General features: G+C 53.8%; 15 protein-coding genes. All 15 read right to left on the bottom strand.

The annotated features are described in order from the left end of the window. Positions 1-30: 30 nt before the first annotated feature. The gene (locus tag PPUTUW4_RS07025; RefSeq protein ID WP_015093990.1) at positions 31-1,296 is read right to left on the bottom strand and encodes a glycosyltransferase family 4 protein; all 1,266 of its coding nucleotides are present in this window, start codon (positions 1,294-1,296) and stop codon (positions 31-33) included. Next, on the bottom strand, positions 1,280-2,563 hold the full coding sequence (locus tag PPUTUW4_RS07020) for an O-antigen translocase (RefSeq protein ID WP_015093989.1): 1,284 nt from the start codon (positions 2,561-2,563) through the stop codon (positions 1,280-1,282). Before PPUTUW4_RS07020 ends, PPUTUW4_RS07025 begins: the two co-directional genes overlap by 17 nt. A gap of 6 nt (positions 2,564-2,569) precedes the next feature. Then, the gene (gene rffA / locus PPUTUW4_RS07015) at positions 2,570-3,700 is read right to left on the bottom strand and encodes a dTDP-4-amino-4,6-dideoxygalactose transaminase (RefSeq protein ID WP_015093988.1); all 1,131 of its coding nucleotides are present in this window, start codon (positions 3,698-3,700) and stop codon (positions 2,570-2,572) included. After that, a complete protein-coding gene (locus PPUTUW4_RS07010) occupies positions 3,687-4,268 on the bottom strand; it encodes an acyltransferase (protein ID WP_265102319.1) in 582 nt (193 codons plus the stop codon). The genes rffA and PPUTUW4_RS07010 overlap by 14 nt, the downstream gene beginning before the upstream one ends. Positions 4,269-4,375: 107 nt before the next feature. Further along, a complete protein-coding gene (locus tag PPUTUW4_RS07005; protein ID WP_227698112.1) occupies positions 4,376-5,464 on the bottom strand; it encodes a Wzz/FepE/Etk N-terminal domain-containing protein in 1,089 nt (362 codons plus the stop codon). Between the two features lie 542 nt (positions 5,465-6,006). Then, a complete protein-coding gene (locus PPUTUW4_RS07000; RefSeq protein ID WP_041474990.1) occupies positions 6,007-6,264 on the bottom strand; it encodes a lipopolysaccharide assembly protein LapA domain-containing protein in 258 nt (85 codons plus the stop codon). Between the two features lie 32 nt (positions 6,265-6,296). Then, complete coding sequence (gene ihfB / locus PPUTUW4_RS06995; RefSeq protein WP_015093985.1) at positions 6,297-6,593, bottom strand: integration host factor subunit beta; 297 nt, start codon at positions 6,591-6,593, stop codon at positions 6,297-6,299. Between the two features lie 150 nt (positions 6,594-6,743). Beyond that, the gene (locus PPUTUW4_RS06990; RefSeq protein ID WP_015093984.1) at positions 6,744-7,025 is read right to left on the bottom strand and encodes a lipoprotein; all 282 of its coding nucleotides are present in this window, start codon (positions 7,023-7,025) and stop codon (positions 6,744-6,746) included. A gap of 209 nt (positions 7,026-7,234) precedes the next feature. After that, a complete protein-coding gene (gene rpsA, locus PPUTUW4_RS06985) occupies positions 7,235-8,926 on the bottom strand; it encodes a 30S ribosomal protein S1 (RefSeq protein ID WP_007973639.1) in 1,692 nt (563 codons plus the stop codon). A gap of 120 nt (positions 8,927-9,046) precedes the next feature. Further along, on the bottom strand, positions 9,047-9,778 hold the full coding sequence (gene cmk, locus PPUTUW4_RS06980; RefSeq protein WP_177325095.1) for a (d)CMP kinase: 732 nt from the start codon (positions 9,776-9,778) through the stop codon (positions 9,047-9,049). Next, entirely contained in the window at positions 9,733-11,940 is a 2,208-nt protein-coding gene (locus PPUTUW4_RS06975) for a bifunctional prephenate dehydrogenase/3-phosphoshikimate 1-carboxyvinyltransferase (protein WP_015093982.1), read from the bottom strand. Before PPUTUW4_RS06975 ends, cmk begins: the two co-directional genes overlap by 46 nt. Positions 11,941-11,968: 28 nt before the next feature. Further along, positions 11,969-13,081: a histidinol-phosphate transaminase gene (hisC, locus tag PPUTUW4_RS06970; RefSeq protein WP_015093981.1), complete on the bottom strand. Its 1,113-nt coding sequence runs from the start codon at positions 13,079-13,081 to the stop codon at positions 11,969-11,971. 12 nt (positions 13,082-13,093) lie between these two features. Further along, complete coding sequence (gene pheA / locus PPUTUW4_RS06965; protein WP_007939916.1) at positions 13,094-14,188, bottom strand: prephenate dehydratase; 1,095 nt, start codon at positions 14,186-14,188, stop codon at positions 13,094-13,096. After that, positions 14,188-15,273, bottom strand: coding sequence for a 3-phosphoserine/phosphohydroxythreonine transaminase (gene serC / locus PPUTUW4_RS06960; RefSeq protein ID WP_015093980.1), 1,086 nt, complete (start codon positions 15,271-15,273; stop codon positions 14,188-14,190). Before serC ends, pheA begins: the two co-directional genes overlap by 1 nt. 222 nt (positions 15,274-15,495) lie before the next feature. Further along, complete coding sequence (gene gyrA, locus PPUTUW4_RS06955; RefSeq protein WP_015093979.1) at positions 15,496-18,150, bottom strand: DNA gyrase subunit A; 2,655 nt, start codon at positions 18,148-18,150, stop codon at positions 15,496-15,498. Between the last annotated feature and the right edge of the window lie 200 nt (positions 18,151-18,350).

Genomic DNA, 18,350 nt, shown 5'->3' with positions numbered 1-18,350 from the left:
CAACGATCACGCTAAAGAACTAACTGAACTTTAAGCCAGCGTTCCCTGATCCCTTCGCCCGATGAATTCCTTATCAAAGCCAAATTTATACTTGACTGCACACTTTACGAATGACAACCCCGCAAAAAAATTACTGTAATCTTCCGCTCGAAACAACTCAAAATCAATAACGCTTTCTTCAAGCTTCATAAATCCGTCTGCAGTATGCTCGATGGAAAATTCTTGCGCCTTGGACTTGCACGAGCTCGCAGCAAGTTGCCACTCTTCACTACTTTTGATAATCGAAAGCAATTTATCGCTTATGAGATACGTACTTTGATTAGCAGCCAACTCATTATAAGAGAAACCTTCAATATCACCTAAAAAACCATATGTAACCGGATCAGGTGCTGACTCTATCCCAATTATCGATGGCAGGCCTAACGCAGACGACTCAACAACCGCAGTACCACTTCCAACGAAGGCCAATCCACCTTTCAGTACATTTGGGATCTCTTCATATGCAATGGCCCCTTTGAAAATCACAGATGATTCGAGACCAAGCGAAGAAACGAGCTTCAATAACTCTAACTTGTAAGGTCCAGTCCCATAAATTTCATATATGAGATTTGGTCTGATTTTCTTGAGCTCAGGCAATAAGCTTATAATATGCCGATTGTAAGCCTTGAATACGTGTAAATTGCCTATAGAAATCAATCGATCAGAATCAGGATCCCCAAGCGATTCAGTTTTTTTCTTTGGAATCTCGATACCAATGGGGACAAGAGTCGACCCAGAAAAGCTTTTACCGTAAAATGCCTGGTATGACTCCATGTTCTTTTCATTGAAAAAGACTACGCTTTCAGCAGGCAGCAACGAAAATAACTTCTTGGCTTTATTCGCAAAGTAATACGGAACACCGTCGAACATAATTTCATTTTGATGATACACACCAAAAGAAACTTTAAATCTACAATCAATAAGCGCACACAAGCGCTTTATGAACAACAAACCAAAAACACCCATAACATGGGCATGAGAACCATATAACTCAATCAGCTTAATCAATTCAGAATTATTGAAAGGTAGAAAACAACCTAAAGGCGACCTAAAGCCGGAAGATAGTTTCCGACTAGAATAATCCTTAAGGTAATAGATATCAGCATACTGGCGAATTTTGCTCTCCAGCCCTTGATCTATCACATCAGACATCACCAACACACCAACCCTTGCTTTCCTCTCATTAAACTCGCGAGCCAACCTTAGAATAAAAGTCGTACCTCCGTTCAACTCTAAAACATTAGCAATGAATAGCATGGGCCTTCTCACGCGCAGATATCAACTTAAGATAAGTACAAAACGCAGCAACCGCAAAAACAAAGTACACAATATAAGAAATCATATACCCAACCATAACTCCCTTTTCGCCAGGATAAGTCTTCAGCATTATCATAGCGCAGGTCAGGAAAAGCACATTCTGAACCAATTCAGCCGCTATATACACCTTAGTTGCGGCTTTTGCAACAGCGACAAATCCTATCACATAAGATGCAACTTTGAAAAAATCACCTACCAACTGATAAACAATCACATCGTCCAAGGATCTAAAGCTCGATGAGAGAATGAGCGGAATAAAAAAACCCCTCCCACTATAAAGTATGCCTGCACCGACACCGAAAGCGACCATCATCATAGCCATAAACTTTAACGTTACCAGCCCAATTTCCCTCCCTGTTACTATGCGAGAAATCATAGGCATAAAGTAATATGCTAGAAAAACAGAGAAAAAACCCAAATAGGCACTGGATAACTTAATGGCACCTTGCCAGACACCTGCTGCACTAAAACCCGCAGAGTCGATTAATATCTGACGAATAATAATTTCTACAACAGGGAATGTTACTGCTGTAGTCAACAACATCAAGGTGAACGACGACAGTGAGGTTAGCTCTTTTCTCCTCAATCTGACAAATGCCACTCGAAATCTAAAATTAGATTTAAAGTAATAGTACAATGCAGGCACAAAAGAGCCTGCATACATGACAACTATCGAAAGCGCTGCACCGATAGCCCCAACTTTAGCAGTTAGCCCCCACATGACAGGCAGTGCTAAAATACTTCCAATTACTTGAATTTTTGAATAGACATGAGTCTGCATTAAACCATTGCTAATGCCTACTACCAAATTCACAAAGGCAAATACCATTTGGACAACGGCCAATACGATAATTACCCAGTACAAGCCTGAATCTTTAAAAACCAAGGATGCAACGTATTTTGAGCACAGCACGCCAAAGAACATTATTACTGCGCTAAAGACTGCAGAGTACGTAGCTGATGCTGAAACAAAGCGAAGTAGAAGCCGGGGTTGCTTCGAATACTCTGACGTATACTTTATCACAGCATTTATTATTCCTCCTCCGGCAACCATATAAACCATAGTTGAGACACTCATAAAGTGTCCCAAGGCTCCCATACCTTCGGCACCTAGATAATAGGCTATTATCTTTAGCAGGATGAAGCCCATTACTATTCTAGAGAGATGAGCACACCCCGTTAAGATGGCACCGTTTAATACTTTCATTTTTAGTTAAATTCTATCCAGCACGGTCAATACAGATTGGATGACTTGCTCGCGCTCTTTACTTTGCATTCCATACCAAATAGGTAGTCGCACAAGTTTTTCGCTTTCCCGAGTAGTAAACTTGTCGCTTGCATGCATTCGGCCAAATACCTTGCCACAAGGAGAAGAATGTAAAGGGACGTAATGAAAAACAGACATGACATTACTTTCTTTAAGCCCGGCAATAAATTTCGTACGACTCTCAAGCCCATCAAGCTTCAGATAGAACATATGTGCATTGTGCTGGCAACCCTGAGGAACAAAGGGCAATTCTATCTTGGCTGAAAGGTCACCGAATGCTTTATAGTACTCACTCCAAGTATTAAGGCGATCAACATTTATCTCGTCGGCAACCGTCAACTGCCCATACAAATAGGCAGCTTGCAATTCGGATGGGAGATAACTACTGCCGATATCAACCCAGGTATACTTATCTACCATGCCACGCCAGAACTGACTTCGGTTGGTGCCTTTCTCTCTAATTATCTCAGCCCTACTGACAAACGTTTCGTCATTTATCAGCAGGAGCCCACCCTCACCGCCACTTGTATAGTTTTTCGTTTCATGAAAACTATAAGCACCGAAGTGACCAATCGTTCCCAGAGGCCGCCCCTTGTAAGTGGACATCATCCCTTGAGCTGCATCTTCTATGACATAAAGCTTATGCCGAGCCGCGATATCCATGATCACATCCATTTCACATGCCACTCCGGCATAATGAACAGGAACAATGACCTTTGTCTTGGCGGTAATGGCCGCCTCTATCAGAGATTCATCTATATTCATAGTGTCCGGTCGAACATCGACAAATACAATCTTTGCTCCGCGCAACACAAACGCATTTGCGGTACTGACAAAGGTATAACTCGGCATGATAACTTCGTCACCAGGCTCAATACCTACCAGCAACGCTGCCATTTCCAACGCTTGAGTACACGATGGCGTTAGCAAGGCTTTTTTGCAGGATAGCTTAGCTTCGAACCAAGTTTGGCAACGGATTGTGAAATCACCATCCCCGGACATTTTTGCACTTCGCATAGCTGCAGTAACAAATTGATCTTCGTTACCTGTGTAAGGCGGCCTATTAAATGGAATCATAATTTTGCTCCTCAAGAAACTTTGCTTCCAACTCCAGAAGATCTTTCTTCCTGTCTTTAATACGCTTGGCCGGGACGCCCGTATAGATCCCCCAGGACTCAGTGCTTTTCGTCAATAGAGTCATAGCACCAATGGAGCACCCCTCCTCGATCGTAACTCCAGGAAGTACAATAGACCCCGCACCCACAATCACATGACGCTTAAAGAAAACCGAAGCAAACTTTTCATTTTTAAATTTTTTAGGCAATAAAGAGTTTGTTAATGTCTCGCCGCTATAATCATCTGACTGCGAAAACACTTTCACTCCATATGCCAAAGTACAGAAGTCTTCAAAAATAATGCCAGGCGTCCCACCTGCGACCAGACACATCGGTGTAATATGATTATACTTGCCCAGCGTTATCTTTCCCGACAGGATGCAAAAATCATCAATGCGAGAGTAGTCACCGATCTCAATCTGATCAGCATTGTAAATGCTGGCTTTATCGCTAATTTTGACTTCTTTACCAATCTTTTTGAAACCAGCTTCTTTAAGTTCCACTTCAGTTAAATAGGCCACTTTACTCACCCAAATTTTCGTACCAGAGCGCTAGAATTACATCAGCCGTCACAATTCAGTATCGGCCTCTTTTACGACTGCTCAGCAGTTGTTGATCATAGCTTTTTTTGCTTAACTCATTGCCTATTTTTAGCAACTGATCTGCTCTCAAAAAGCCTAACGCCATCACTACTGAGATAATTTCTTATCAAGGCAACTAGCACACCGAGAATCAGCCCCGCTATCAACCCTATCAACACGTATAGCGACTTCTGAGATTTGACTGGACTATCCGGTAATTCTACAGCGCCATCAGTTCTGTACACTTCTACATTCAGGATACTAGATTCCAGACTGCTGTAAAAATCGTATTTCGCCTGAAGCATCCGCAGCTTTTTGATAAATGGATCATCAGAGTTTCTGGATTCAAGGTTCTCAATCTCAGCCTTCAATGCTTTGGTACCGCGCATATAAATAAGCTGCCCATCAAGGTTCCCTGCAATCTCCACCGCAGAATTGCCACTAATAATCGGAGGCCTGTCCAACCCAATAGCTTCCGCGACCAGCAAGGCCTCTCGCAGTTTGATTATTGAGTCTTCACGATCCTTCAAACCCACATCCCTGAGCGATGCAATTTGCTGACGAATATTTCGCGCCAGAACATCTGCCTCACTTCCCATATCCTTTTTTATTTCTTTTTTTGCTAGCTCACTAGCTCGCTCAATGTATTTACCAACTAGCTCAACTCCTTTTGCGGCACTCTCATTTTGCGCCACAACCACATATCTGTCCGACGACTCTTTATTTACCAAAGCCACCATCAACAACTTCGAGAATTCAGCGTACAACTTATCCTGCGAACCGCTTCTCTCGCTTTCGGTGAGACTAGGCAAGTAATAATTATTGAAAAATTCGCGCCTCAAGGACTCAGCCATGAGATTCCTTGTAAAAACGCTATAAACCTCTTTGATAGTGTAAGGAGAAAGCTCGTTCTCTAATGTTCGGCCATAATTATAATTAGCGATATCATTCTGCGTGGGTGGAATTACGAACACCTTCGCTTCATAAATTGGCTTACTGAAAAAAGTGAATGACGCCGCAAGAATGGTCACCACTGCTGTAATGGCAATGATAATAAATCGCTGACGCCAAAGTACGTACGCCAAAACCTTCAAATCTATCTCATTAGCTCCAGCTGGCAAGCTTGATGTTTCCTGCATATGCATATGACCTTATCACTCTATTCAAATATCTCCCCTATCTTGAATTACAATTGATAGGCATCCGATACCAAATTAACTTCTTATTCTCTTGCACCACTCCGTTTTGGGCAGCACAATTACAAATTGCGTCAATATTATTCATTAAGCGTAAAAAGTTTTCAAGCATTGAACTTTAATAAACCAAACTCTATCCACGCTATTAATAGCACTCTTCATTTATCAAACACCTGAAAGTTCGACTGCCTGTAGCAGGCGAACGCCACAAGCATGGCCTTAAGAAGATTTTTTTGATTTTACAGACCATAATTTTCTTCAAAGCCATAACACTCAACGCAACCAGGGAAATCCACGCAACCAAGTATGATGCCTCACTGGGTAGCGCCTTGCGGTGAGCGTTCAATTTAGACATACAGCTAAACCAACGAGCCTGAAGAAGTATGTCGCCATTTGACGTAGAACAGACATCGCCACTCCACTACTGATCGTTGAAGCTTTCACGCAAAATCAACCTTTTGGGGACGATCAAGCGCTCCAACGAGCACTGACTATTCATGAATCAGATCCTGCGCCAGAGCTCGTTTGCGTTGCGCTCTGGGTCGCCTCACAAACCAACCAAGAACCGGCCCGATTGTCATACCCATGAGCAGCGTAAGAACCAAAACCAATGATAAAGGTAGAGCCGGGCTAACCCACCCCAGGAACAAAAGCGAAACCGATTGCTGATTTTCAAGAACGAACGCAAGTATTACCAAAACCAGCAACAAGAGAAATACAGCAATTATTGCGCGCTTGAAGTTACGCATGAGCCCCCCCCCCTTATGAATGCGGCGGCTAGTCAAAGCCCAACCTCCTCATCCTCATTCACCCGATCCCTCAACTCTTTACCGGGCTTGAAATGCGGAACGAATTTGCCGTCGAGACTGACAGACTGACCGGTTTTCGGATTACGGCCAACCCGTGGAGCACGGTAGTGCAGAGAGAAGCTGCCAAACCCCCGGATCTCGATACGGTCTCCGGTAGCCAGACACTGGGACATTTGCTCAAGCATGGTCTTGATGGCCAGCTCCACATCCTTGGATGAAAGCAGCCCTTGATGGGTGACAATTCGTTCGATCAACTCCGACTTCGTCATATTTTTCCCTTCTTTTTCAAGCAGCTAGATCAGCGCTCCAAAGGTTTTAGCACGCCGGCATGATTTTGAACAGCCCGAGTTTTGCCATACATCCCACCACCCCGGAATGCCTGATTCCTGGACCGAGGAGACCTCCGAGCCATCACTGCCTCATCGGCAAATCACCAGCATAGTGCGCGTCAGGAAACCTGCGGGATTGAAGCCGAAGGGGAAGCCATCTTCCTCCTCCTTCACATCGTCAGACCTCGCTACCACTTTATAGCCCGCCCCCCTGCACTCCTTGGCCGCGCGTTTGTAACACTTATCCCATTTCGAACCGAGCCCCGAACAATCAACCTCAATGCCGCTCACCCCGCGCACTGCGTGAGTTTTGGCATTGGTGGCACAACCCGCTAGCGCCAGCACTGCTACTGCGACAATTAGCTTGTTCATTCACGTCCTTTTGCCAGAAAGCCCAACGGGCGATCATTAGTCTCAAGCTAAAGACTAGCCGCAAACAAGCACTTGATCCGACTAAACAATCAGACATTTTCTCAGCAGCTTTGGTTCACGACTCGAGCAACCAAAGCCGGGCGCGCCTCACCAAATTCCAGGCACAAAAAAGGGCGACCGAAGTCGCCCTTTTTACAGAAAATCAGAACTTAGTTCTGTTTTTCCATTTGTGCACGCAGCAGGTCACCCAGAGTGGTGGCCACAGGAGCATCAGTAGCTACTGGCTTGTCGCGCAGGCTCTGGATTGCTTCTTTCTCGTCTTCAACGTCTTTCGACTTGATCGAGAGCTGGATTACACGGCTCTTGCGGTCAACGCTGATGATCTTGGCTTCTACTTCTTCGCCTTCTTTCAGAACGTTGCGCGCGTCTTCAACGCGGTCACGGCTGATTTCGGAGGCTTTCAGAGTCGCTTCGATATCGTCGGCCAGAGTGATGATGGCGCCTTTAGCGTCAACTTCCTTCACGATGCCTTTAACGATGGCGCCTTTGTCGTTCTCTTGAACGTACTCGGAGAACGGATCGCTTTCCAGTTGCTTGATACCCAGGGAGATGCGCTCGCGCTCTGGGTCAACCGACAGGATAACGGTGTCCAGTTCGTCGCCCTTCTTGAAGCGGCGTACGGCTTCTTCGCCCACTTCGTTCCAGGAGATGTCGGACAGGTGAACCAGACCGTCGATGCCGCCGTCCAGACCAATGAAGATACCGAAATCGGTGATCGACTTGATGGTGCCGGAGATTTTATCGCCCTTGTTGAACTGGCCAGAGAAATCTTCCCATGGGTTAGATTTGCACTGCTTGATGCCCAGGGAGATACGACGACGCTCTTCGTCGATGTCCAGAACCATGACTTCCACTTCGTCGCCGACTTGTACGACTTTCGAAGGGTGGATGTTCTTGTTGGTCCAGTCCATTTCGGAAACGTGTACCAGACCTTCAACGCCTTCTTCCAGCTCAGCGAAGCAGCCGTAGTCGGTCAGGTTGGTTACACGAGCGGTAACGCGAGTGCTTTCCGGGTAACGGGCTTTGATAGCAACCCATGGATCTTCACCCAGTTGCTTCAGGCCCAGGGAAACACGATTGCGCTCGCGATCGTACTTCAGAACCTTGACATCGATCTCGTCGCCAACGTTGACGATTTCGGAAGGATGCTTGATACGCTTCCAAGCCATGTCGGTAATGTGCAGCAGGCCATCGACGCCACCCAGATCGACGAATGCGCCGTAATCGGTGAGGTTCTTGACGATACCTTTGACTTGTTGGCCTTCCTGCAGGGATTCCAGCAGAGCTTCGCGCTCGGCGGAGTTCTCGGCTTCCAGGACGCTGCGACGGGAAACGACAACGTTGTTGCGCTTCTGGTCCAGCTTGATGACCTTGAATTCCAGCTCTTTGCCTTCCAGGTGCGTGGTGTCGCGCACTGGACGGACGTCAACCAGAGAACCTGGCAGGAACGCACGGATGCCGTTAACGTCGACAGTGAAGCCGCCTTTAACCTTACCGTTGATAACGCCCTTGACCACTTCTTCGGCTGCGAAGGCTGCTTCCAGAACAATCCAGCATTCAGCGCGCTTGGCTTTTTCACGGGACAGCTTGGTTTCACCAAAGCCGTCTTCAACCGAGTCCAGAGCAACGTGAACTTCGTCACCGACGTTGATGTTCAGTTCGCCAGCGTCGTTGTAGAACTGCTCAAGCGGGATGAGTGCTTCAGACTTCAGGCCAGCGTGAACGGTTACCCAGCGAGCCTGGTAATCGATATCAACGATAACACCGGTGATGATGGAGCCTGCCTGAAGGTTCAGGGTTTTTAGGCTTTCTTCAAAGAGTTCCGCAAAGCTTTCGCTCATTTTAATTCCTGTTGATGAGGGCGAAGAAAACGCCCATCTCCACACCCCAGACGGTGTGGGTTAGTTTCATTTAAAAGAAGCCACCGCAGGACTATGACTGGTCCCCTGCGGCCTTCTTGGTCACCCGGCGATATCGCGGATGGCGATCTCGCTCATGATGCGTTCCAGCACCTGGTCGATGGACAATTCCGTGGAATCCAGCTGTATGGCGTCAGCCGCCGGTTTGAGCGGGGCTACCGCTCGCTGGGTGTCACGCTCATCGCGTGCACGTATCTCATCTAGCAGACTCGACAGACTAACACCCTCGACCTTGCCCTTCAACTGCAAATATCGGCGGCGTGCCCGTTCCTCGGCACTTGCGGTCAGAAAAATCTTCAGCGGCGCATCAGGAAAAACCACCGTTCCCATGTCACGCCCATCCGCCACCAGGCCCGGCGCTTCCTGAAAAGCACGCTGGCGCTGCAGCAGCGCCTCGCGTACAGCGGGCAACGCAGCCACCTGGGACGCGCCGGAACCGACGCTTTCGGTGCGGATGACATCGCTGACTTCATCACCTTCCAGAATGATGCGTTGCAGCTGACCGTCCGTCGCCGCGATGAACTGCACGTCCAGATGAGCGGCAAGTTTCTTCAGCAACTCTTCGTTGGTCAGGTCGACGCCATGGTTATGCGCGGCGAAAGCCAGCAGGCGGTACAACGCACCGGAGTCCAGCAGGTTCCAGCCCAGGCGCTTGGCCAGAATCCCGGCTACCGTGCCCTTGCCCGAACCGCTTGGCCCATCGATGGTGATGACCGGTGCAATGTTTTTCACGACTGCGCCTCTTGTGCCACACGAATGCCGACCTGCGCGCATAGCGCCAGGAAGTTCGGGAACGACGTCGCGACGTTGGCGCAATCATGAATGCGGATCGGCGCACTGGCGCGCAGCGAAGCAACGCTGAACGCCATGGCGATACGGTGATCACCATGACCGTGCACTTCACCGCCGCCGATCTGGCCGCCGTCGATGATGATGCCGTCCGGGGTCGGTTCGCATTTGACGCCCAGTGCCAGCAGACCGTCCGCCATGACCTGGATGCGATCCGATTCCTTGACCCGCAGCTCTTCGGCGCCGGTCAGCACAGTGCGCCCTTCGGCACAGGCAGCGGCCACGAACAGCACCGGGAATTCGTCAATGGCCAATGGAACCAGCGCTTGCGGAATCTCGATACCTTTGAGTTTAGCTGCCCGTACACGCAGGTCAGCCACGGGTTCGCCGCCGACTTCACGCTGGTTTTCCAGCGTGATGTCCGCACCCATCAGGCGCAGGATGTCGATCACACCGGTACGGGTCGGATTGATGCCGACATGCTCGAGCACCAGGTCCGAACCTTCGGCGATCGATGCCGCCACCAGGAAGAACGCCGACGACGAAATGTCGCCCGGAACTTCGATGTGGGTCGCGGCCAGCTTGCCACCGGACTCTACCGATGCCGTGGCACCGTCAACGCTCACCGGGTAGCCGAAACCGCGCAGCATGCGCTCGGTATGGTCGCGGGTCGGAGCCGGCTCGGTCACGGTGGTCTTGCCTTCGGCGTACAGACCGGCCAGCAGCAGGCAGGATTTAACCTGGGCGCTGGCCATCGGCATGGTGTACGTCAGGCCCTTGAGCTTGTTGCCGCCACGGATGGTCATCGGTGGACGACCTTCGGCGGCAGTCTCGATCACCGCGCCCATTTCACGCAGCGGATTGGCCACGCGATTCATCGGGCGCTTGGACAGCGAGGCGTCGCCGGTCAGGGTGCTGTCGAAGTTTTGCGCAGCCAGCAGGCCGGACAGCAGACGCATCGAAGTACCGGAGTTGCCCAGGTAGATCGGGCCCGGTGCCGGCTTCAGGCCGTGCAGGCCAACGCCGTGAATGGTCACGCGTCCGTGGTGCGGACCTTCGATGACCACGCCCATGTCACGGAACGCCTGCAAGGTCGCCAGGGCATCTTCACCCTCGAGGAAGCCTTCGACTTCGGTGACGCCTTCAGCGAGGGAACCGAGCATGATCGAACGGTGGGAAATCGATTTGTCACCCGGTACGCGAATCCGACCGGACAGGCGGCCACCAGGTTGAGCCAGGAAAATCAGATCGTTGGAATTCATAGCGTCCACATAGGCCCTGCGGGCCAGGATTTTACTGAAATGCTCGCGGGCAACCCGGGCGCGAGTGAAAACGCCCAACAATTGGTGCCCATCCCCTGCATCGACCGCGTCGCGCAAGGCGTCGAGATCGCTGCGAAATGTATCGAGTGTGCGCAGGACAGCTTCGCGGTTGGCGAGGAAAATGTCGTGCCACATGACCGGGTCGCTTCCGGCGATTCTTGTGAAATCGCGGAAACCGCCCGCAGCGTAACGGAAGATCTCAAGATTTTCATTGCGCTTGGCCAACGAGTCGACCAGGCCGAATGCCAGCAAGTGCGGCAGATGACTGGTCGCGGCCAGTACTTCGTCGTGACGCTCGACCTGCATGTGCTCGACATCGGCACCCAGCGCGCGCCACAAACGGTCGACCACGGCCAAGGCTGCCGGATCGGTCTGATCCAGCGGCGTCAGGATCACCTTGTGCCGACGGAACAGCTCGGCGTTGGAGGCCTCGACCCCACTCTGCTCGGAACCGGCAATCGGATGCCCCGGCACGAAGCATGGCGGCATCTTGCCAAATGCTTCAGTGGCAGCGCGCACCACGTTACCCTTGGCGCTACCGACATCGGTCAGGATCGCCTGCCCCAGGTCCATGCCAGCCAGACGCGCGAGCACTTTCTCCATGGCCAGGATCGGCACCGCCAGCTGAATGACGTCGGCGCCCAGACAAGCAACGCCCAGGTCTTCTTCGCAGCGATCCACCACACCCAACTCGACCGCGAGCTTGCGCGATTGTGGATCGAGATCGACCCCGACCACTTCGCGACACATCCCGCTTTCGCGCAAACCCTTGGCAAACGAACCGCCGATCAACCCCAGACCGACCACCACCAGGCGACCGATCATAGGTTCAGCAGATTGCAGTGCAGTGACATCAACCACGAGCCAGAACCTTGGTCAGCGCATCCAGGAAGCGGCTGTTCTCTGCCGGCAGACCAATGGTGACGCGCAGGTGATTTGGCATGCCGTAGTTGGCCACCGGGCGCACGATCACACCTTCACGCAGCAAGCCCTGGAACACCGGGGCCGCGACTTGACCGAGATCGACGCAGATGAAATTGCCTTTGGATGGAATCCAGCTCAGCCCCAGCTCACGGAAACCGGCTTCCAGCTGCTGCATGCCGGACTCGTTCAACTGACGGCTTTGCGCCAGATACTCGTCGTCCTTCAACGCCGCACAGGCCGCGGCCAGGGCCAGGCTGTTGACGTTGAACGGCTGGCGCACACGGTTCAGCACGTCTGCGACTACCGCCGTGGACAAGCCATAACCCACGCGCAACGCCGCCAGGCCATAGGCCTTGGAGAAGGTGCGGGAAACCAGCAGGTTCGGATAAGCCGCCAGGAAGTCCAGGCCGTCCGGCATGTCGCTGCCTTCGGCGTACTCGATATAGGCCTCGTCCAGCACGACCAGCACATGCTCCGGAACATCCTGCAGAAATTCGTCCAGCGCCTCGGCGTCGAACCAGGTCCCGGTCGGGTTGTTCGGGTTGGCGATGAAGACCACGCGGGTATTGGCATCGATGGCTGCCAGCATTGCAGGCAGGTCATGCCCCCAATCCCTGGCCGGAACCACCTTGGCCTGCGCACCGACCGCCTGAGTGGCAATCGGGTAGACCGCGAACGCATGCTCGCTGAACACGGCGTTCAGGCCCGGCGCCAGATAGGCACGCGCGACCAGTTCCAGGATGTCGTTGGAACCATTGCCCAGCGTAACCTGATCAAGTTCGACGCGGCACTGCCCGGCCAACAGGCTCTTGAGGGCAAAGCCATTGCCGTCCGGATAACGGGTCAGCTCGGCCAGCGCATCGCGGATGGCCGCCAACGCCTTGGGACCGGGGCCCAGCGGGTTTTCGTTGCTCGCCAGCTTGATGATGCTGGCTGGATCGAGGTCCAGCTCGCGAGCCAGTTCGTCCACGGGTTTGCCCGGAACGTAAGGCGAAAGTTGTTGCACGCCCGGCTGTGCCAGAGCGAGGAAATTACCACTCATTTGCTACCGCCCTTAGAGAACTGCTTTCGGGTAGGAACCCAGCACTTTGAGTGCCACTGCTTCCTGACTGATTTTTTCCAGCACGCCTTTTACCAGCGGATCGCGGTGGTGGCCGACAAAATCGATGAAGAACACGTAGGTCCATTTGCCGCTGCGCGACGGACGGGTCTCGATTCGCGTCAGGTCGATGCCGTTGTCGTGGAACGGCACCAGCAACTCATGAAGCGCACCCGGCTTGTTGCTCATCGAGACGATGATCGAGGTCTTGTCGTCGCCGGTCGGCGGCACTTCCTGGTTGCCGATCATGAGGAAGCGCGTGGAGTTATCCGGGCGGTCCTCGATTTTTTCGGCCAGACGGGTCAAGCCGTACAGGCCGGCCGCCATGTCACCGGCAATCGCCGCCGAGTTCCACTCGCCCTTGACCCGCTTGGCCGCCTCGGCGTTGCTGGACACCGCCACGCGCTCGACATTCGGGTAATGGGCGTCCAGCCACTTGCGGCACTGGGCCAGGGACTGGGCGTGGGAGTAGATGCGGCTGATGCTGTCGGTCTTGGTGTTTTCACCGACCAACAGGTGATGGTGGATACGCAGCTCGACTTCGCCGCAGATCACCATGTCATGTTCGAGGAAGCTATCGAGGGTGTGGTTGACCGCGCCTTCGGTGGAGTTTTCCACCGGCACCACGCCAAAGTTCACCGCCCCGGCCGCCACTTCACGGAACACTTCGTCGATCGCCGCCATCGGCTTGCTGATCACCGCGTGACCGAAGTGCTTCATGGCCGCCGCCTGGGTGAAGGTACCCTCGGGGCCGAGATAAGCCACTTTCAACGGCTGCTCGAGTGCCAGGCAGGAAGACATGATTTCGCGGAACAGCCGCGCCATCTCTTCGTTGCCCAGCGGCCCCTGGTTACGCTCCATGACACGCTTGAGCACCTGAGCCTCACGCTCAGGACGATAGAACACCGGCACTTCGCCTTCGGCCAGCGAGGCCATCTTTACTCGCGCGACTTCCTGGGCGCAGCGCGCACGCTCACTGATCAGCTCCAAGACCTTTTCGTCCAGGGCATCAATGCGCAGGCGCAGTGCCTTGAGTTCTTGCTCAGACATTAGCCGTGTTCCTTCTCGAACTCTGCCATGTACGAAATCAGCGCATTGACGGCGTTGATGTCGACGGCGTTATAGATGGAGGCGCGCATGCCACCCACGGAACGGTGGCCCTTGAGGTTCAACAGGCCACGCTCGTCGGCACCAGCCAGGAACGGCTTGTCCAGACGATCGTCAGCCAGGCGGAACGGCACGTTCATCCACGAGCGGTCCGACTTGTTGATCGGGTTGCTGTACAGGCCGCTGGCATCGATGAAGCTGTACAGCGTGCGCTGCTTGACTTCGTTGAGCTTGCCGATGGCCTCGACACCGCCCTGCTCTTTGAGCCACTCGAACACCAGGCCGGACAAATACCAGGCCAGGGTCGGCGGGGTGTTGTACATCGAGCCGTTGTCGGCCGCGACCTTGTAATTGAGCATGGTGGGGCAAATGGAGCGGGCCTTGCCCAGCAGGTCTTCGCGAACGATGTTGACGACGATACCGCTCGGGCCGATGTTTTTCTGGGCACCGGCGTAGATCATGCCGAAACGCGAAACATCCACCGGGCGCGACAGGATGTCCGAGGACATGTCGGCCACCAGCGGAACGTCACCGGTTTGCGGAATCCACTGGAACTCCAGGCCGCCGATGGTTTCGTTCGGCGCGTAGTGAACATAGGCCGCGTCTTTCGACAGCTTCCACTCGTTCTGACCGGGAATGGCGAAATAGTCGTAGGGCTTGGCGGTGCCGGCAACGTTGACCTGGCCGTAGCGCGAAGCTTCTTCGATGGCTTTCTGCGACCAGATACCGGTGTCGATATAGTCGGCCGAGCCGTTTTCCGGCAGCAGGTTCAGAGGAATCTGCGCGAATTGCTGGCTGGCGCCACCCTGCAGGAACAGCACTTTATAGTTCGAAGGGATATTCAGCAGATCACGCAGATCCTGCTCGGCCTTGGTGGCGATGGACACGAACTCATCACTGCGATGGCTCATTTCCATGACCGACAGACCCTTGCCGTGCCAGTCGAGGAGTTCACCCTGGGCGCGCTGCAGGACAGCTTCGGGAAGCGCCGCAGGACCGGCACAGAAGTTATAGGCTCTCTTGCTCACATCCAATCTCGCTCTGATTTGGGGGTATCACATATCAGTCGACGCCAACTTGATGTGGGAGCGGGCTTGCTCGCGAAAACGGGCTGACATTCAGCAAAGATGTCGCCTGATACTCCGCTTTCGCGAGCAAGCCCGCTCCCACAGGGGATCTCATGGGCGTCGATATTTCATTACGGACAAACAACAAGGGGGCGAATTTTCATCCGCCCCCTGCTTGCCCGCTTATTCCTGTGGCTCTTCGTCAGCAGCGGCGTCGAGTTGCCGGTCTTCGGCAACGTCGTCGATCACGACTTCACCATCGAACACCGCCCCCTCTTCACCCTCCAGTTCTTCACCTTCGATTTCCGAAGGTTCCTGAACCCGCTCCAGCCCGACCAGGGTTTCATCCTTGGCCAGCTTGATCAGGGTCACGCCCTGGGTGTTACGACCCAGGCTGGACACTTCGTCGACACGAGTACGCACCAGGGTGCCCTGGTCGGAAATCAGCATGATTTCCTCGCCGTCGAGCACCTGGACGGCGCCGACCAGGCGGCCGTTACGCTCGTTGCTGACCATGGCGATAACGCCCTGACCGCCACGCTTGTACTCAGGGAACTCGGTGATCGCCGTGCGCTTGCCAAAACCACGCTCGGAAGCGGTGAGGATCTGACTGCCTTCTTCCGGGATCAGCATGGAAATAAGCTTCTGGCCTTCCGGCAGACGCATACCGCGCACACCGCGGGCAGTACGACCCATGGCGCGAACGTCGGATTCCTTGAAGCGGGTAACCTTGCCGCCGTCGGAGAACAGCATCACTTCACGCTCGCCATCGGTAATGGCGGCAGAAATCAGCACGTCGCCTTCGTCCAGCTCCAGCGCGATCAGGCCGACGCTGCGCTGGCGGCTGAAGGATTCCAGCGGGGTCTTCTTCACGGTGCCGTTGGCGGTGGCCATGAAGATGTAGTGACCTTCGGTGTATTCCTCGACCGGCAGCATGGTGGTGATGTATTCACCGTCATCCAGCGGCAGCAGGTTGACCAGCGGACGACCACGGGCAGCGCGGGATGCTTCAGGGATTTCGTAGGTTTTCAGCCAGTACACCTTGCCCTTGCTCGAGAACAGCAGCAGCGTAGTGTGGCTGTTGGCAACCAGCAGGTGGGCAATGTAGTCCTCATCCTTGACGCCGGTCGCCGACTTGCCTTTACCGCCACGACGCTGGGCCTGGTACGCAGCCAGCGGCTGGGTCTTGGCATAGCCACCGTGGGATATGGTCACGACGCGCTCTTCTTCCGGGATCATGTCCCCCAGGGTCAGGTCGAGACGGGCATCGAGGATTTCGGTGCGACGCACGTCGCCGTACTCGGCGCGAATCACTTCCAGCTCTTCGCGGATCACTTCCATCAGGCGCGTGGCGCTGTTGAGGATGCGGATCAGCTCGCCGATCTGGTTGAGGATCTCTTGATACTCGGCCAGCAGTTTTTCGTGTTCCAGACCGGTCAGGCGGTGCAGACGCAGCTCCAGAATGGCTTGCGCCTGTTCCGGCGACAGGAAGTACTTGCCGTCACGCAGACCGTATTGCGGATCGAGGTTTTCCGGACGGCACGAATCGGCGCCGGCACGCTCCACCATCGCCACCACGGCCGAGGACTCCCAAGGGGTGCTGACCAGCGCTTCCTTGGCTTCCGACGGCGTTGGCGACGCCTTGATCAGGGCGATGACCGGGTCGATGTTCGACAGGGCAACCGCTTGACCTTCAAGAATGTGACCACGCTCGCGGGCTTTGCGCAGTTCGAACACGGTACGACGGGTCACCACTTCGCGACGGTGACGAACGAAGGCTTCCAGCAGGTCCTTGAGGTTCAGGATCCGCGGACGGCCGTCGATCAGCGCGACGATGTTGATGCCGAACACCGCTTGCAGCTGGGTCTGGGCGTAGAGGTTGTTGAGGATCACCTCAGGCACTTCACCACGACGCAGCTCGATCACGACGCGCATACCGTCCTTGTCGGACTCGTCGCGCAGTTCGGTGATGCCTTCGAGCTTCTTCTCTTTTACCAGCTCGGCGATCTTCTCGATCAGACGCGCCTTGTTCAACTGGTAAGGGAGTTCGGTGATGACGATTTGCTGGCGGCCACCGACCTTGTCGATGTCTTCGATCATCGAGCGGGCGCGCATGTAAATGCGGCCACGGCCAGTGCGGTAGGCTTCAATGATGCCGGCGCGACCGTTGATGATCGCAGCGGTCGGGAAGTCCGGACCAGGGATGTATTGCATCAGCTCGTCGACAGTCAGCTCGGGATTGTCGATGAGCGCCAGGCAACCGTCGATGACTTCACCGAGGTTGTGTGGCGGAATGTTGGTCGCCATGCCCACGGCGATACCGCTGGAGCCGTTGACCAACAGGTTGGGAATACGGGTCGGCATGACCGCCGGGATCATTTCGGTGCCGTCGTAGTTCGGCACCCAGTCCACGGTTTCCTTATGCAGGTCGGCCAGCAGCTCGTGCGCCAGCTTGGTCATGCGCACTTCGGTGTATCGCATGGCCGCGGCGTTGTCGCCGTCCACCGAACCGAAGTTGCCCTGGCCGTCTACCAGCAGGTAGCGCAGGGAGAATGGCTGTGCCATCCGAACGATGGTGTCGTACACCGCGGTATCACCGTGCGGGTGATACTTACCGATCACGTCACCGACAACACGGGCAGATTTCTTGTACGGCTTGTTGAAGTCGTTGCCCAGCTCGCTCATCGCGAACAGCACGCGCCGGTGCACGGGCTTCAAGCCATCGCGCGCATCCGGCAGTGCCCGCCCGACAATTACGCTCATCGCGTAGTCGAGGTAGGACTGCTTCAGCTCGTCTTCGATATTGACCGGGAGGATTTCTTTGGCCAGTTCGCCCATGAGAAGCCTGATTCCTTTTTCTGGTGAAACTTCGTCAGGACCAACGAAGCTCGCCGCTGCAGGCTCGGTGCCATGCAGTGGCTTACGACAAATCAACGAGTTATGCCATGGATCTGCGCAGTAAAGGTCACCCCGCAGGGTAACCATGGAAACCGCCGGATGTTATCACAAGAGCCGCCACGCACCTATCCCCCAGATGC

The sequence above is a fragment of the Pseudomonas sp. UW4 genome, assembly GCF_000316175.1.
Classification (GTDB): Bacteria; Pseudomonadota; Gammaproteobacteria; order Pseudomonadales; family Pseudomonadaceae; genus Aquipseudomonas; species Aquipseudomonas laurylsulfatiphila.
This window is presented reverse-complemented; position numbering and strand designations above follow the sequence as displayed.

What these genes read in the sequence shown, in the direction of transcription:
- rpsA (WP_007973639.1), bottom strand. Translation starts at nt 8,926, where the DNA reads ATGAGCGAAAGCTTTGCGGAACTCTTTGAAGAAAGCCTAAAAACCCTG.
- PPUTUW4_RS07025 (WP_015093990.1), bottom strand. Translation starts at nt 1,296, where the DNA reads ATGCTATTCATTGCTAATGTTTTAGAGTTGAACGGAGGTACGACTTTT.
- PPUTUW4_RS06975 (WP_015093982.1), bottom strand. Translation starts at nt 11,940, where the DNA reads ATGATCGGTCGCCTGGTGGTGGTCGGTCTGGGGTTGATCGGCGGTTCG.
- PPUTUW4_RS07005 (WP_227698112.1), bottom strand. Translation starts at nt 5,464, where the DNA reads ATGCATATGCAGGAAACATCAAGCTTGCCAGCTGGAGCTAATGAGATA.
- rffA (WP_015093988.1), bottom strand. Translation starts at nt 3,700, where the DNA reads ATGATTCCATTTAATAGGCCGCCTTACACAGGTAACGAAGATCAATTT.
- PPUTUW4_RS06990 (WP_015093984.1), bottom strand. Translation starts at nt 7,025, where the DNA reads ATGAACAAGCTAATTGTCGCAGTAGCAGTGCTGGCGCTAGCGGGTTGT.
- PPUTUW4_RS07000 (WP_041474990.1), bottom strand. Translation starts at nt 6,264, where the DNA reads ATGCGTAACTTCAAGCGCGCAATAATTGCTGTATTTCTCTTGTTGCTG.
- cmk (WP_177325095.1), bottom strand. Translation starts at nt 9,778, where the DNA reads ATGCGCGCAGGTCGGCATTCGTGTGGCACAAGAGGCGCAGTCGTGAAA.
- PPUTUW4_RS07020 (WP_015093989.1), bottom strand. Translation starts at nt 2,563, where the DNA reads ATGAAAGTATTAAACGGTGCCATCTTAACGGGGTGTGCTCATCTCTCT.
- ihfB (WP_015093985.1), bottom strand. Translation starts at nt 6,593, where the DNA reads ATGACGAAGTCGGAGTTGATCGAACGAATTGTCACCCATCAAGGGCTG.
- gyrA (WP_015093979.1), bottom strand. Translation starts at nt 18,150, where the DNA reads ATGGGCGAACTGGCCAAAGAAATCCTCCCGGTCAATATCGAAGACGAG.
- pheA (WP_007939916.1), bottom strand. Translation starts at nt 14,188, where the DNA reads ATGTCTGAGCAAGAACTCAAGGCACTGCGCCTGCGCATTGATGCCCTG.
- hisC (WP_015093981.1), bottom strand. Translation starts at nt 13,081, where the DNA reads ATGAGTGGTAATTTCCTCGCTCTGGCACAGCCGGGCGTGCAACAACTT.